The organism is Pseudomonas sp. IT-P395 (assembly GCF_949767675.1).
Taxonomy (GTDB): Bacteria; Pseudomonadota; Gammaproteobacteria; order Pseudomonadales; family Pseudomonadaceae; genus Aquipseudomonas.
The window spans coordinates 235915-250633 of the sequence record NZ_CATKPW010000059.1; the positions used below are offsets into that span (position 1 = coordinate 235915).

At 58.3% G+C, this 14719-nt stretch carries 12 protein-coding genes and 4 tRNA genes; 5 read left to right on the plus strand and 11 right to left on the minus strand.

Annotated elements, in window-relative coordinates:
- Positions 1–4: 4 nt before the first annotated feature.
- The 7 genes from ACM6IN_RS26305 to ACM6IN_RS26335 all read right to left on the minus strand — a co-directional run bounded on the left by ACM6IN_RS26305 (position 5) and on the right by ACM6IN_RS26335 (position 8136).
- A complete protein-coding gene (locus ACM6IN_RS26305; protein ID WP_414916973.1) occupies positions 5–421 on the minus strand; it encodes a hypothetical protein in 417 nt (138 codons plus the stop codon).
- A gap of 9 nt (positions 422–430) precedes the next feature.
- A complete protein-coding gene (locus ACM6IN_RS26310; protein ID WP_414916974.1) occupies positions 431–5200 on the minus strand; it encodes an RHS repeat-associated core domain-containing protein in 4770 nt (1589 codons plus the stop codon).
- Between the two features lie 238 nt (positions 5201–5438).
- Positions 5439–5846, minus strand: coding sequence for an SEL1-like repeat protein (locus tag ACM6IN_RS26315; RefSeq protein WP_007919747.1), 408 nt, complete (start codon positions 5844–5846; stop codon positions 5439–5441).
- Positions 5847–6218 carry a hypothetical protein gene (locus ACM6IN_RS26320; RefSeq protein WP_003223109.1) on the minus strand — a complete coding sequence of 124 codons (372 nt, stop codon included), beginning with the start codon at positions 6216–6218 and terminating at the stop codon, positions 5847–5849. It abuts the gene before it with no gap.
- Positions 6215–6556: a helix-turn-helix domain-containing protein gene (locus tag ACM6IN_RS26325; protein WP_007919748.1), complete on the minus strand. Its 342-nt coding sequence runs from the start codon at positions 6554–6556 to the stop codon at positions 6215–6217. Before ACM6IN_RS26325 ends, ACM6IN_RS26320 begins: the two co-directional genes overlap by 4 nt.
- Positions 6557–6669: 113 nt before the next feature.
- Entirely contained in the window at positions 6670–7125 is a 456-nt protein-coding gene (locus ACM6IN_RS26330; RefSeq protein WP_007919749.1) for a YkvA family protein, read from the minus strand.
- Positions 7126–7419: 294 nt separating this feature from the next.
- Positions 7420–8136, minus strand: coding sequence for an FKBP-type peptidyl-prolyl cis-trans isomerase (locus tag ACM6IN_RS26335; protein ID WP_007919751.1), 717 nt, complete (start codon positions 8134–8136; stop codon positions 7420–7422).
- 270 nt (positions 8137–8406) lie between these two features.
- Between ACM6IN_RS26335 and ACM6IN_RS26340 the strand changes: the two genes are divergently transcribed.
- Complete coding sequence (locus ACM6IN_RS26340; RefSeq protein ID WP_414916975.1) at positions 8407–10215, plus strand: di-heme-cytochrome C peroxidase; 1809 nt, start codon at positions 8407–8409, stop codon at positions 10213–10215.
- Positions 10212–11378 (plus strand): catalase family protein, encoded by a 1167-nt coding sequence (locus ACM6IN_RS26345; RefSeq protein ID WP_414916976.1) that lies wholly within the window; start codon positions 10212–10214, stop codon positions 11376–11378. The genes ACM6IN_RS26340 and ACM6IN_RS26345 overlap by 4 nt, the downstream gene beginning before the upstream one ends.
- 113 nt (positions 11379–11491) lie before the next feature.
- Here ACM6IN_RS26345 and ACM6IN_RS26350 read toward each other — a convergent pair.
- The 4 genes from ACM6IN_RS26350 to ACM6IN_RS26365 form a co-directional block, all read right to left on the minus strand.
- A tRNA-Asp gene (locus ACM6IN_RS26350) sits at positions 11492–11568 on the minus strand.
- Positions 11569–11587: 19 nt separating this feature from the next.
- Positions 11588–11663: transfer RNA gene (locus tag ACM6IN_RS26355), tRNA-Val, on the minus strand.
- A gap of 192 nt (positions 11664–11855) precedes the next feature.
- Positions 11856–11932, minus strand: a tRNA-Asp gene (locus tag ACM6IN_RS26360).
- Positions 11933–11951: 19 nt separating this feature from the next.
- Positions 11952–12027 (minus strand) — tRNA-Val (locus ACM6IN_RS26365).
- 159 nt (positions 12028–12186) lie between these two features.
- Between ACM6IN_RS26365 and rdgC the strand changes: the two genes are divergently transcribed.
- The 3 genes from rdgC to sugE all read left to right on the plus strand — a co-directional run bounded on the left by rdgC (position 12187) and on the right by sugE (position 14658).
- Positions 12187–13107, plus strand: a complete 921-nt coding sequence (rdgC, locus tag ACM6IN_RS26370) for a recombination-associated protein RdgC (protein WP_007919763.1) — start codon at positions 12187–12189, stop codon at positions 13105–13107.
- Between the two features lie 151 nt (positions 13108–13258).
- Entirely contained in the window at positions 13259–14224 is a 966-nt protein-coding gene (locus ACM6IN_RS26375; RefSeq protein WP_414916977.1) for a bile acid:sodium symporter family protein, read from the plus strand.
- A gap of 119 nt (positions 14225–14343) precedes the next feature.
- Positions 14344–14658: a quaternary ammonium compound efflux SMR transporter SugE gene (gene sugE / locus ACM6IN_RS26380; RefSeq protein WP_003223093.1), complete on the plus strand. Its 315-nt coding sequence runs from the start codon at positions 14344–14346 to the stop codon at positions 14656–14658.
- The last annotated feature ends 61 nt before the right edge of the window (positions 14659–14719 follow it).

A 14719-nucleotide genomic window follows, 5' to 3' on the forward strand; every position in this document is an offset into this window, starting at 1 on the left:
CGACCTACCAAGACGACTGATTCTCCGCACGTGCTTTTTTTAGTTCCTCATGCCATTGCTCAACTGCCAATCTATATATATCTTCAAAAAAGCCACGCGGATCGTCTACCATCGTTTCGTCCCACGCAACACATGTATTCGAGTCATAGTCATCTTCGAATAATTTTGAAAAATCAAAACATGGCGAACTCAAAGCTTCTTCAAGAATTTTAACCATCAGAAATTTATGTCTATACGTATATCCAAAAAAGCCATCTAAAATAAACTTCCTTATAACAACCTCTCTATCGAATGCGTCATTGGGGTCGTAAATAGATAGGGCCACCCCCAATGTTTCCTCCTGATCATAGGTTCCTATCCCACCAAGCCAATAAGAAAGCTGGGGAGTAAACGGAAGATTCACTCCCGGCGACATCAACATAAAACACTCCTAATCCGGGAAAGCTGTGTAAGGGCTATTAATATTTTGTCTGCGAAACCGCACTTCAGAATAATTCAACTCATCTACATATCGTGGATTTTGTTGATCTCTTCTATTTGGCTTATATCCTCTGCCACCATTCGGCATCTCTTTCCTCACCACCGGGTCCCCCTGTGATGTAAATCCTGTGGGAGCAGGAGGGGTTCGGCTCATTCTGGAAACAGCATCATTGATAGCATGGAGCTGTAGCCGCCAACTCTTGAACTGAGAGCTCGAATTTACCCTCTCCCGTACTCCACTTATTGTCGGATGACTGCCATCAATGGCTCTTTGCTTCAGCGCGTGATCCGGAATTTCCGGATTATGTTTAGCGACAGTATGCATTTGGTACAAAGACTCGTATTCATTCACTCGCCTCTTCGCATTCGCCTCCGCCAACTCATCAATCCTTGCCCTCCGCTCCTGCGCCGTCATCTTTGGCAGCGCTGGCTCACCCTCTTCTACCTTAGCGCCACCAATCCCACCCGGCGCCTCACACCCAGGCTTATTCGGCGGCGGGCAGTTAGAGCTCAACCCCAACGGATCCACCCACCCCGTCGGGTTCGGCACGTACTGGTACTGATTCAGCCCACCGGCCAACTTGATCGGATCCGGCGTCAGATACCGCCCCAGCCTCGGGTCGTAATACCGGTGCCGGTTGTAATGCAGCCCACTTTCCGCATCGAAGTACTGCCCCTGAAAGCGCAGCGGCTGGTTCAGGTAATCCTCGCCAGCCAGGGTCAGTGCGGCGATTTTGCCGTAGGCGTCGTATTGCGCGGACCAGACGATGTCGCCGCTGTAGTCGGTGAGTTCCTGCGGGGTGCCGAGGTGGTCGAGTTGGTAGTAGAACGGGCAGGCTTTTTGCGGGCCTTTGCCGTCGAGCAAGGCGAGCGGGCGGAAGGTGCCGGGTTCGTAGACGTAGCTGCGGTATTCGTTTTCGCTGCTTTCGGCGACGAGGTGATCGCCCTGCCAGAAGAACTCGGTGGTCTCGCCGTTGACGGTTTTGCTGATGCGTCGGCCGAAGGCGTCATAGCGATAGCTGGCGGTTTGGCCGTCGGGGCGGGTCAGGCCGATCAGGCGGTGCTGGCTGTCGTAGCGGTATTCAGTGACGAGAGTCTGGGCGCGGCCGCGACGTTCGCGGATCAGGTTGCCGAAGGCGTCGTAGTCGTAGTGGCGGTCGCCCTGCATCAGCAGGCGGTTGCCCTTGATCTGGCTGGGGCCGGGGCGGTCCTGCATCAGCAGGTTGCCGGCCGGGTCGTGGGCGAAGGATTCCGGCAGTTCGTCGCGCGAGTGGCGTACGCGGATGAGGCGGTCGAGGGCGTCGTAGCCGTAGGTGCGCTGGCCGTGGCGGCTGTCGGCGATGTGCGCGAGATTGCCGTTGGCGTTGTAGGCATAATCGCGGCGGAACAACGCATCGCGCTGATGGCCTACGGCGTGGGCGAGTAATCGGCCCTGATCGTCGTAGGTGTATTCGCTGAGCAGCAAACCCTGCTGGCGTTGCCGTTCGCGTCCGGACTGATAGACATGACGGGTCAGCGGCGTGCCGTTGAGGTCGATGTCGGTCAGCGCGCCACCCTTGGCGTGGCGGTAGTCGAGCACGCTGTTGTCCGGCAGGCGCATGCGCTTGAGCTGGCCGCAGGCGTCGTAGCGGTAGCGCAGGGTGCCCCAGCCCTGATGCTCGGTGATCAGCCGGTCCTGACGGTTGTACTCGAAGGCCAGCGGGTGTTGCTGGCCGTCATCAACACCGATCAGTCGACCAAGTCGGTCGTATTGGTAGGTGACCTTGAGGCCGTCGGGCAGGGTCTTGATTAACAGGCGCCCGGCAGCATCTCTTGCATATCCAGTAATCAGCGTCGAGCCGTCATCACCGAACTCGGTCTTTTCCAGCAGATGCCCGTTGAGGTCATAGGCATACGCCGTGCGCCGGCCATCAAAACCACTTTCCTGGCGAATCAGCCCGGTCGGCGTGTAATCCAGCCGGTACTTTTCCCCGGACTCGTTTTCAATCTCGGTGAGCAGCAGTTGCGCATGGTCGTAGCGGTACTGCACCCGCGTGCCGTCGGGGTTGATCCGCCGCGAGACCAGATGCAGATCGTCGTCGTATTCATAACGGGTGATGCGCCCCAGTTCATCGCGCTCGGCAGTGACCTGACCGTAGGCGCCGTAGCTGTAAGCACGGGTATTGCCGGTAGGAGATGTCGTCTGGATCAGTCGGCCAACCGCATCCCAATGCTGACGGGTGACTGCACCGTGTTCGTCGGCGGTTGTGGTCCGCCGCCCCAGCGCGTCGTAGGAAAAACGCCGCACGCCACCGTCGGGCAAGGTCTCTTCAATGAGTTGGCCGAGGGCATTCCAGACCAGCCGATGCCGGCTGCTGTCCGGGTAACGGATCGACAGCAACTGGCCACGAGTGTCGTAGTAGTAATGGGTAACCTGACCATCGGGATCGACCGCTTCGGTGACATCGCCCTCGGCATTGCGCCGGTAGATCCACACCGCGTCACCGCGAGAGCGTTTATGCAGGAAACCGTTGCGATACTCGTAGGACGTTGGCGCGTCAGCCGGCGGAATCAGCGCCACCAGCCGTCCGACCTCGTCGTAGCGGTATTCGGTGACCGCCCCCAAGGCATCCTGCTCGGCAATCAACCGCCCCGCAGCGTCATAGGCCTTGAGCTGTTCGCCACCATCCGCCGAGACTTTACTCACCAGCCGCGCACGCTCGTCGTGGACGTAAGTCTCTTCGGTGCCATCGACGCAATGCACTGCGACGCTGCCGTCGTCATTCCAGACGTAACGCGTGTCCATCTGCGAAAACGATGCCCAGTGGCGCACGCACCGCGCCGATTTCCCCGAGCGTTCCCACTCCCAGAAGAAACTCGCCCCGCCCGCCAGTTGCCGCTGCAGGATCACGTGGGCGTCGTCGTAGTCGTAACGCTCGCTGTCACCGACGGCGTTGCTGGCCTCGATCAGGTGTTGATAAGCGTCGTAGCGGTAACTGACCAGCGCCTGTTCAGTGCTCCAGGCACCGTCGCGAAACACCTGGTAATCCACACCAACCAACTGCGCGCGGTCATAGCGCAACAGCAGCGAACGCCCGGCGCCGTTGTCCAGGCGCTGCACCCGGTCAGAGCGATCGCGCTGCACCGTCAGACGGTTGCCATAGCTATCGCTGATCGCCGTCAGCCGTCCTGCGCGAAAGTGATAGAACCGCGCCGTTTCCCCGGCCAGTGCCAGGATCAGCTCTTCCGGTTCATCACCCAGAAAGATCGCCGCCCGCGACAGACTGTTGTGAATCGCCGGTCTTTCAACGCTCGGCAACGGAAATCGAGTGCGCCGGTTTTCGTGATCGACCCAAACCACCTCATCAGCGAAAAACTCCAGCCGATGTGCCAGCGAATGACTCCAGCCAAACCCCAACCCGACATCGATTTCGGCGGCACTGCTGCGATACAACCGCGTGAACTCAAACGGCAACACGCCATCGAGCACCGCATCGCTCAGGGTCAGCAGTTCTTCGCCAGTGACCATCGACACCGGGCAGCCGTTGGTGCAGGTGCGCGGCACGCAATCGGCGCTGTCGCCGTTGGGGTTTTTCGCCTGATCCGGCGAGTCGTCGTGAGGCTCGTCTTTCTTCAACAAGGTGTTGCGCTGCGCATTCCAGCGCAATTGCATCCGGCCCTTTTTCACCCCGGTGGCGATGCCTCGGGCGGCAACGCTTTTGTATTGATCGACGTATTTGATGAACCCTTCGACGATGCCGAACATCGCCTTCACCAAACGCTTCACCGCCGACAGCAATTGCACGGCGCGATCCGCCAGACGCAGCGTCAGATAAGCGATGCCTGCGCCACCACTGACGAACGTCAAGACGACGCTGATCAGCACATCGATAAGCAACTGCACCATCATCATCGACGCCGCTTCAGCAGTTTTGCCGGCGACTTCACTGGGCGGCAGCATCTCCAGCCAAAGGCTGGCAGTGCGCAGTAATAAGCACAGTGCAGCTTCGTCACTGACCAGCAGTTGCAGCTTCTCCATGACCTCGGGCGCAGTTTTCGCCAGCTCGATCAGATCTGCCGCGCCACTGCCCAAGCGCTCAGCAAACTGGCCGGGATCCTGGAGAATGTCCGAGAGCAAACCAATGCTGTCCCACACCCCCTCGATGGCCGCCCAGCTCCCGGCGAGCATGCCGTTGCCTGCCGCCGTCGCCACCGACTGCGACCACTGCGGCTTGAAACTCTTCCATTCACTGCGTAGCCAGCCATCCAGCTCAGCGGTCAGGCCGTCATAAGCTTTGAAAAGGTCCTCGACCTGATCCGGAGTGACATCGCTGTGCACCTGCACCCGGTAGAACCTGCCAGGTATTCCTTTGAAAGAGCCCTTGCCTTGCTCATCAAGGGTGATAGGGGTGGTTACGCCACCGTCCATGGCGATCACATCGACCACGATGTTGCCCAGCGGAATGTCGTAGACCGACTCGAACTTGCTCTCGATCTGCATCAACCCGCCCTTCGGGCACTGGACGACACCTGAGAAAAATTCGTTGTCGGTGCTGCTGACGGCAGTGCTATCGGAGCCGAAGCGAATGATCCGCTCCATGCCCATCAGCGACGGCAGATCCGCAGCGTGGCTGACCTTGTCCGCCGCGTGACTGGCCCAATGCTTGAGCTGTTCGCGGTAAATACTGAGGGTGGCGGGAAAGCTGTCGAGTGCTTGCTCGATGCGGGTGACGGCGTCCATCAGCGCACGCGGGTGTGCGAAGTGGACTGAATAAGCGGATCAAACATGAGCGTTCCCTCGCGCAAAAATTAGGCGCGGGAACTGTGCGGGGGATCAATCAGGAAAGAAGTCAGGCAAGTAGGCGATGACTGTAGGACTTATCTGTAAAGCATCACCAGCAGCTAAACAGGTGCACAGAAACGCAAACGCGGCGTGAGGAAAACCTCACGCCGCGTTTATCGTGCGGACACAAATGGATTTACTGCGTTGAATCCCGAGCGCTCAGCTCTTTCAATTTGAGCTCAGCCAACGGATGCCCGGCCTTGGCAGCCATCCCCCACCAGCGTGCGGCTTCGACAGGGTCCGGGAGTTTACCCAGCGTCCCGGCCAGACTGATCACACCGACCTGATAAGCCGCTTTGCCATCGCCTGCGAGCGCCGCCAAGCGCAACAGGCGCACACCTTCTTCACGCGCGCCCAAGCCGACACCGCGAAAGGTCAGGATGTGCCCATAGAAGCTCTGCGCACCGACATCGCCAAGGTTGGCCATGCGCGCAAACTGCCCTTCGAGCCAGCGCCAGCCACGCGGTTGTCGAACGAACCATGACCAGTGAAACAGCCTACGGGCCAGCCAGTAACTGGCCCGCGCCTTGAGTCGTAAAAACACTCAGGCCTCCGCCGATTCCGGGTACTCGTATTCAAAAACACGGACAACTTCCGAAGCATGCCAAGAGGCCGCAGCAACACCATCGGACGGCCCGGAAAAACGCCCCAGACGTTCAACACACTCAAAGAAACCGGTACGCGGCAGGCGACTGGCACCTTGGCTGATCACCAGTGAACTGCGCAACGGTTGTTCGGCCTTGGCATCCAGCGCGGCCAGATGCTCAAGCGCGGCGGTCAAGGTTTGCATGGCCGGTGTCGGCAATTGCAAACGCTCGAGCAAGGCCCGATAAGTCAGTAGATGGCGCTGACGGCGCGCTTGATCCAGTTCTCCGAGCAATCCGTCCCAATGTTGACGACTGATGCGTACGCTCACGATTCATCCCTCCACCCTGGCACCGTCAATTCCCAAGCCAGGCTGCGGCGAATCGCGGCGTCGGGCTGACGCTCGCCACTTTCGATCATGGCCAGATAAGACGGGCTGATGCCTACCGTGCGGGCCAACGCCTCAATGGCGATGCCCTTCCCTTCGCGCAAACTGCGTAGTTGATCCAGACCTGGAAGAATCGTGTCTGGTGAGGCCGCGAGCGGCGTAGGTGCCGGACGCGACGGTGTTTCATTAATGCCTGCTGCTTTTAGTAGAGCCTGATACTGAGCCCACGGCAGAACCGCGTATTCGGGTTCGCCATCGCGTGCAATTATCTGAATATCCATGACTACCCCGTAGGACAACAACACTTAGCGAGTCGGCACTTTTCCCTAGAAGTGTAATCCTAACAGCGGCCAAGGTCGCGGGGGGTATCTATCTGTAGGCGGGTGTTGAGGAATCAGGTTTTTTTCGGCCCCTGAAGTTGCAGTTGCTCGGGGGTATCCGGCAGGCGTTCGACGACTGCGAGCTTTTCCGGTTGCTGACGATTGCGCCACAGGCGAAAGGCATTGAGCTCATCGTCGAGGGTTTTCATCAGCCAGGCGAGGACGGCGATGTCGTCGAGCATGCCGAATACGGGAATGAAATCCGGAATCGCATCCACCGGGCTGAGGAAATACATCAAACCCGCCACCACCGACACCAGCGCTTTGCCACTGATGGCGCGGTACTCGCCGCGCCAATAGGCCAGGCACAAAGCCTGGAGTAAACGTAAATCGTCCTTGAGTTTACCGAGGCGATTGCCCTGCGCAGCGCCTTTGCTGGCAACCGCAAACAATAAGGTCGGCAAACGGCCGCGTGCGAGCAGACGGCCGGCCAAGGGCAGGAATCGAGCAAAATTCCACGGAGCTTTCATCTATTCCTCCCGTTGAAATGTTATCCACACAAATTGTGGATAACCTTGTGAACAGAGCTGCATTTCAGCGCTGAAAGCCCCGTTTCATAAGGGCTGCGCTCAGATCGGGCGTTTTTTACTCACATAAAAAACCCCAATATTTCATTGACTTGGCTGCTCAGGGCGGCTAGCGATGGCAGTCTCATTGGCTATGACTCTCCCGACCGCCATCGGTTCGCTCTGTTTACCCTTGCCAGGGTCCAGATGCAACAACGCCCCGCATAAGCGAGGCGTTGTTGTTGAAGCCTTTACCAATTACTTGGCAGCAGCGGCTTCTTTGGCTGGATCCTTGATGGCCAGCAGTTCCAGGTCGAAGACCAGAACCGAGTTGGCCGGGATTGCCGGGCTTGGCGACTGAGCGCCATAAGCCAGATCGCTAGGGATGTACAGTTTGTACTTCTCGCCAACGTGCATCAGTTGCAGACCTTCAACCCAACCCGGAATCACGCCGCTTACCGGCAGATCGATCGGGCTGCCGCGCTCGACGGAGCTGTCGAATACGGTGCCGTTGGTCAGCTTGCCGGTGTAGTGAACAGTCACTACGTCAGTCGGCTTGGGCTGTGGGCCGTCGGCTTTCTTGACCACTTCGTATTGCAGGCCGGAAGCAGTGGTGGTTACACCCGCCTTCTTGCCGTTTTCTTCGAGGAACTTCTTGCCAGCCGCAGCCGACTCTTCGCTCATTTTGGCCATACGCTCTTCAGCACGCTTTTGCAGCGCGGCGAAGGCTTCGACCAGTTCTTCATCTTTCAGCTTCTGTTCTTTCTTGCCGACGGCATCTTCGATGCCCTGGGCTACCGCTTTGGAGTCCAGATCATCCATGCCTTCCTGAGCCAGGCTCTTGCCCATGTTCAGGCCGATACCGTAGGAAGCTTTTTGCGCCGGGGTTTTCAGCTCTACGCTGGTCTGCGAATCACAACCCGCGAGGACCAGGCTAACCAGGGCAACCGCCGCCGCCAACCGATGCTGTTTCATGCTATTTCCTTGTTCATGCGCCGAAAGGGCAATCGAGTAAAGCCGCGAGCTTATCAGGCCGCCACGACCAATGGCTACCGGCATGAGAGCAGGAAACTTCCGATAAGTTCAGGGATTAAAACGCATCGAGGCGAAGCGACGATGAAGCTTCTGTCATCTTGTCCCGACAATCAGCGTCGTTCCTTCTTGCATCATCTGGCGTAATGGCCACTTGCCGCATGGGGGCGTGCTCAGGCATAACAGCGGAACAAATCGACAAGGATGTTTATCTTGCGCCTCTTATTCCGTGTGCTGACCCTGATCGTCGTGCTGCTGGGACTGGTTCTTGCCGTCGTCCTGTATTACGTCGCCAACCCGAAATTGCCCTTCTACACCCCCGCCGAGCAGGTGCATTACCTCGATCAGTGGAGTGACGAAGACCGGCAAACCTACTATTTCACGCCTCAGGGTACGCAGGTCAAAGGCCTTCGCTACGAGTGGTTCCAGGCCTTGGAGCTGCCTTTTTCTGAACAGCGTTTCGCGTCCTCCGATTACCTCGCGCGCTTCGGTTTTCTGATTGATCCGCAGCACAAAGCCACGGCGAACAACCCCGGCAACCTCCCCGTCGGTTTTGCCCGCCATCAGAATCCCGGCAGCTCTGAGCAATATCTGGACATTACTTGCGCCGCTTGCCACACCGGCGAATTGCGCATCAACGGCCAGGCCGTGCGAATTGACGGGGGTACCGCGCAACATGTGTTGCCTTCCAGTGTTCCTACTTTGCGTGGTGGCAGTTTCGGACAGGCATTGGTGGCAAGTCTGACCGCGACTTACTACAACCCATGGAAATTCGAACGTTTTGCCAGAACCGTGCTGGGCGACGAATACGACACGCGTCACGAGCAATTGCGCAAAGACTTCAAAACCTCACTGAATACATTCCTCAAAGTCGCCTGGAACGATACCCATCGCGGCCTCTACCCGACCGAAGAAGGTCCCGGCCGCGCCGATGCTTTCGGACGCATTGCCAATGCGACGTTTGGCGATGCGATTTCCCCCGCCAACTACCGCGTGGCCAATGCTCCGGTGGATTACCCGCAGCTCTGGGACATGTGGACGTTCGATTGGGTGCAGTGGAACGGCTCGGCGCAGCAACCAATGGCGCGCAATATCGGTGAAGCGTTAGGCGTCGGCGCCACCCTGAATTTTTTCGATGCCAACGGCCAGCCGCTGCAAGGCGAAGCACGCTATGCCTCCAGCGTGCGCGTGCGTGATCTGCACAAAATCGAAGAAACCCTGCAAAGACTCAAGCCGCCAGCCTGGCCAGAGGATCTGTTTGGCGCCATCGACAAACCCTTGGCAGCCAAGGGTCGCACGCTATTTGTCGAGAACTGCGCCGGTTGTCACGTACCGCGCCAGACTCAGGAAGGTGAGCGCTGGGTGCAGCATTTGCACATGCTGCCGGTCAATGTCATCGGCACCGACCCGACCGCTGCCGACAATATCGCCAACCACCGTTTCGACCTGACAGCCCTGCAGTGGGATCTGAAAGAACTGGAAAAAATGGACGTCAAGCTGCATCCGACACCCAAGGAGCCACTGGACTTGAGCCAGTTATCGGTGGCCAAGGGCTTGGCTTACGTCACCGCTTTCGTCGAAGACCGCGCCTATCGCGAAGCCAACGTCACGCCGCAGGAAAAACCACGCATGGACGGCTTTGGCCTGCCGATCGGCGTTCGCGAAAAAGTCGCTTACAAGGCCCGCCCGCTGGCCGGTATCTGGGCCACCGCTCCGTTCCTGCACAACGGTTCGGTACCGAACATCTATCAGTTGCTGTCGCCGCAGGATGAGCGCGCCACAACCTTCTTCAAAGGCACCTTTGAATACGATCCGCGACATCTGGGGTATCGCACCGAAGCGTTTACCAATGGCTTCCTGTTCGATACGCGGATCACCGGCAACCACAACAGCGGCCATGAGTTCCGCGCCGGCGAACGTGGCAACGGCGTGATTGGCCGGCTATTGCAGCCCGAAGAACGCTGGGCGCTTCTTGAGTACCTGAAAGTCCTCGGCGGCCCACTGGAGGCGCAACTGCCATGATCTCAACCTTCAAGAAAGAACAGTCGCTGCTGGCCAGAATCTGGTTGTGGCTGGGTCGTTTGCTGGGCAAGGTTCTGTTGATAGCGCTTGTCATCGGCTTGCTCGGCTGGGCCATCGCTACGGTCTGGTTTGCCTGGCAACACCGTGGCCCGGTGTCGGCGCAGGAGCAGATTCCCACCGGCGAAGCGGCGATGACCCAGGACGTGATCCAGACCGCCGTACGCATCGTCGATCAACACCGAGAAAGCACACGGTATCTGCGCGACGCCCATGCCAAGGCTCATGGTTGTGTAAAAGCTCAGGTGCAGGTGTTGCCGCAACTGGTGCAGTCGCTGCGACAAGGCGTGTTCAGTGAGCCCGGCAAAACCTGGCAAGCGATGATTCGCCTGTCCAATGGCAATGCCTACCCACAGTTCGACAGCCTCCGCGACGCGCGGGGCATGGCGATCAAACTGCTGGACGTATCGGGAAAACAGCTGCTTGGCAATCGCCAGTCACAGCCTGAGCAGGATTTCGTGATGTTCAGCCACCCGAACTTTTTTGTCAGCGATGTCGCCGAGTACCGTCAGAATGTGGCGGCGCAGGCTGACGGCAAAAAGGTCATGGCGTTTTTCCCCGGCTGGGATCCGCGCAGCTGGCAGATCCGCCATTTGTTTATTGCCTTGGCAACGCTATCGCCGCCACCGGACAGCCCGACAGCGACGACATACTTTTCGGTTTCGCCCTACAAGTTCGGGGAAGCCAATGCAAAGTTTCGTGTTGCACCCGATCCGGACAGTTGCCCTGCCTATACACTGCCCAAACAGAACCACGACCTGCCGAATTTCCTGCGCAGCGCTTTGACTCAGCAGTTGTCGACGGACCGGATACCAGCCTGTTTCGTACTGCAGATCCAGCGCCAGGATGCCAACAAGTACATGCCGATCGAAGACACCAGCATCGAATGGCGCGAGCAGGACTCACCCTTTGAAACCGTCGCGCGGATCACCCTGCCGCCGCAGGATTTCGATACCCCGGCGCTAAATCTGGCGTGTGACAACCTTTCGTTTAATCCGTGGTTCGGGCTTGAGGCGCATCGGCCGATTGGCGGGATCAACCGCTTGCGTAAAACGGTATACGAGGCAGTGAGCGACTATCGACACAGCCAAAATGCTGCGCAGTAGCACGGTGTCATGACACCGTGGAAACTTGAAATCAACAAATCCGGGACAGCAAAAAGCCCGCACTAGGCGGGCTTTCTGTGGAATCTGGCGTTCAGTGTTCCAGATTCCGAATATGGCGCAGCGGACGGGACTCGAACCCGCGACCCCCGGCGTGACAGGCCGGTATTCTAACCGACTGAACTACCGCTGCGCGAAACGCTTGAAACGAATGGTGGGTGATGACGGGATCGAACCGCCGACATTCTGCTTGTAAGGCAGACGCTCTCCCAGCTGAGCTAATCACCCTTCGCTTCGTTACGGGACGCATTATGCCACAAGTTTTCGTAAAGTGTTGATTTAATTGAAGTTTTTTTTCAAATAAATCCGAAAACCGGTAAAACGACACATCCCGCGGGTACAACCTTGGAGCAGAAAAAAACCCGCCTTGGCGGGTTTTTCCGTGGTGACCTGGCGTTCAGTGGTCCAGGTTACCGAATATGGCGCAGCGGACGGGACTCGAACCCGCGACCCCCGGCGTGACAGGCCGGTATTCTAACCGACTGAACTACCGCTGCGCTAAACACTTGAAACGAATGGTGGGTGATGACGGGATCGAACCGCCGACATTCTGCTTGTAAGGCAGACGCTCTCCCAGCTGAGCTAATCACCCTTCGCTTCGGTGTGGCGCGCATTCTACGGAGCGACCCAACCTCTGGCAAGCACTTTTTTAAATAATTTTCTCAGGCCTTCCAAAGGCTTAGAGAAGGGTTGGCCTATGAGACGGCGAAGACAATAATGCCCCCCTTTGTATAAAGGAGAGACTCACCCCATGTGGTTCAAAAACCTGCTTATCTATCGCCTGACCCAAGACCTGCCTGTCGATGCCGAGGCGCTGGAAACTGCACTGGCCACCAAACTGGCGCGTCCATGTGCAAGCCAGGAGTTGACCACCTACGGTTTCGTCGCGCCGTTCGGCAAAGGCGAAGATGCTCCATTGGTGCACGTCAGCGGTGACTTCCTGCTGATTTCCGCCCGTAAAGAAGAACGCATTCTGCCGGGCAGCGTCGTGCGTGACGCGGTCAAGGAAAAGGTCGAAGAGATCGAAGCCGAGCAGATGCGCAAGGTCTATAAGAAGGAACGCGACCAGATCAAGGATGAAATCATCCAGGCGTTCCTGCCGCGCGCCTTTATCCGTCGCTCGTCGACCTTCGCCGCCATCGCGCCGAAACAGGGTCTGATCCTGGTCAACTCGGCCAGCCCGAAACGTGCCGAAGACCTGCTGTCGACCCTGCGTGAAGTGATCGGCACCCTGCCCGTCCGTCCGCTGACCGTGAAAATGTCGCCTACCGCGACCATGACCGAATGGGTCACCACGCAAAAAGCCGCCGACGACTTCTATGTACTGGACGAGTGCGAACTGCGCGACACCCACGAAGACGGCGGTATCGTCCGTTGCAAGCGTCAGGACCTGACCAGCGAAGAAATCCAGCTGCACCTGAGCACCGGCAAAGTGGTCACTCAGTTGTCGCTGGCATGGCAGGACAAACTGTCGTTCATGCTCGACGACAAGATGACTGTCAAACGTCTGAAGTTCGAAGATCTGTTGCAGGATCAGGCGGAACAGGACGGTGGTGATGAGGCACTGGGTCAACTGGATGCCAGCTTCACCCTGATGATGCTGACCTTCGGTGATTTCCTGCCGGCGCTGGTGGAAGCGTTGGGTGGCGAAGAGACTCCGCAGGGGATCTGATCGGTTTTTTGTGTGAACGCGTAAAAGATCGCAGCCTTCGGCAGCTCCTACAGAGGACGTGTTTTTCTGTAGGAACTGCCGGAGGCTGCGATCTTTTTGCTGGCGACGTATGCTTAGCTTCCTAACGCTTTCACATAATAAGGATCAAGCCATGCGCGCACTGGCTGCACTCAGCCGCTTTGTCGGCAATACCTTCGCTTACTGGGTTCTGATTTTCGCGGTGATTGCGTTCCTGCAACCGGCGTGGTTCCTCGGCCTCAAAGGCGCGATCGTACCGTTGCTGGGCCTGGTGATGTTCGGCATGGGCCTGACCCTCAAACTTGACGACTTCGCTGCCGTCGCCCGCCATCCGTGGCGCGTGGCGCTGGGCGTAGTCGCGCATTTCGTGATCATGCCCGGTGTGGCGTGGTTGCTCTGCCAAGTGTTCCACCTGCCGCCGGAAATTGCCGTCGGAGTAATTCTGGTCGGTTGCTGCCCGAGCGGCACTTCGTCCAACGTCATGACTTGGCTGGCTCGCGGCGATCTGGCATTGTCGGTGGCCATCGCCGCCGTCACCACCCTCCTCGCCCCGCTGCTGACCCCGGCGTTGATCTGGCTGCTGGCTTCGGCATGGCTGCCGGTATCGTTCATGGAGCTGTTCTGGTCGATCCTGCAAGTGGTGTTGCTACCGATCATTCTTGGCGTGGTTGCCCAGCGTTTGCTTGGCGACAAGGTTCGTCACGCCGTCGATGTGTTGCCGCTGGTGTCGGTGGTCAGCATCGTCATTATCGTGACCGCCGTGGTGGCGGCCAGTCAGGCAAAGATCGCCGAGTCCGGCCTGTTGATCATGGCCGTGGTCATGCTGCACAACAGCTTCGGTTATTTGCTGGGCTACTTCACCGGGCGCCTGTTCAAGCTGCCGCTGGCCCAGCGTAAGTCGCTGGCGCTGGAGGTGGGTATGCAGAATTCGGGATTGGGCGCTGCATTGGCCAGTGCGCATTTTTCGCCATTGGCGGCGGTGCCGAGCGCGTTGTTCAGCGTTTGGCACAATATTTCCGGCGCGCTGCTGTCGACTTACTTCCGGCGCATGAGTGAAAAGGAAGATCGCGAGACCCTGGCGCCGCAAGCGGCTGACTGACCTCGAAACTTGATCCCCGGGTTAATGCTGGTCAAACTAGCGCGCAACGCGGGGACGACCCTGCGGCTCGATCGAGTTATTAATCTGGGGACGACCCCGTCTATCGATGGAGGTCTTGAATGTCCTGGATCATTCTGTTTTTCGCCGGCCTGTTCGAAGTCGGCTGGGCCGTCGGCCTGAAATACACCGACGGCTTCACCCGCCCGCTGCCCACCGTTCTGACCGTTGCGGCCATGGCCATCAGCCTTGGCCTGCTTGGCCTCGCGATGAAGGAATTGCCGCTGGGCACGGCCTATGCGATCTGGACCGGTGTCGGTGCCGTGGGCACGGTGATTGCCGGGATCATTCTGTTTGGCGAGTCGATGGCGTTGATTCGGCTGGCCAGCGTAGCGTTGATCATTACCGGGTTGATTGGCCTCAAGGTCAGCGCTTAAGCCACTAGCGCTTTCGCGAGCAGGCTCGCTCCCACATTCAACCGCGTTCCGTCAGAGGAAT

What these genes read in the sequence shown, in the direction of transcription:
- ACM6IN_RS26305 (WP_414916973.1), bottom strand. Translation starts at nt 421, where the DNA reads ATGTTGATGTCGCCGGGAGTGAATCTTCCGTTTACTCCCCAGCTTTCT.
- ACM6IN_RS26310 (WP_414916974.1), bottom strand. Translation starts at nt 5,200, where the DNA reads ATGGACGCCGTCACCCGCATCGAGCAAGCACTCGACAGCTTTCCCGCC.
- ACM6IN_RS26325 (WP_007919748.1), bottom strand. Translation starts at nt 6,556, where the DNA reads ATGGATATTCAGATAATTGCACGCGATGGCGAACCCGAATACGCGGTT.
- ACM6IN_RS26330 (WP_007919749.1), bottom strand. Translation starts at nt 7,125, where the DNA reads ATGAAAGCTCCGTGGAATTTTGCTCGATTCCTGCCCTTGGCCGGCCGT.
- ACM6IN_RS26335 (WP_007919751.1), bottom strand. Translation starts at nt 8,136, where the DNA reads ATGAAACAGCATCGGTTGGCGGCGGCGGTTGCCCTGGTTAGCCTGGTC.
- ACM6IN_RS26345 (WP_414916976.1), top strand. Translation starts at nt 10,212, where the DNA reads ATGATCTCAACCTTCAAGAAAGAACAGTCGCTGCTGGCCAGAATCTGG.
- rdgC (WP_007919763.1), top strand. Translation starts at nt 12,187, where the DNA reads ATGTGGTTCAAAAACCTGCTTATCTATCGCCTGACCCAAGACCTGCCT.
- ACM6IN_RS26375 (WP_414916977.1), top strand. Translation starts at nt 13,259, where the DNA reads ATGCGCGCACTGGCTGCACTCAGCCGCTTTGTCGGCAATACCTTCGCT.
- sugE (WP_003223093.1), top strand. Translation starts at nt 14,344, where the DNA reads ATGTCCTGGATCATTCTGTTTTTCGCCGGCCTGTTCGAAGTCGGCTGG.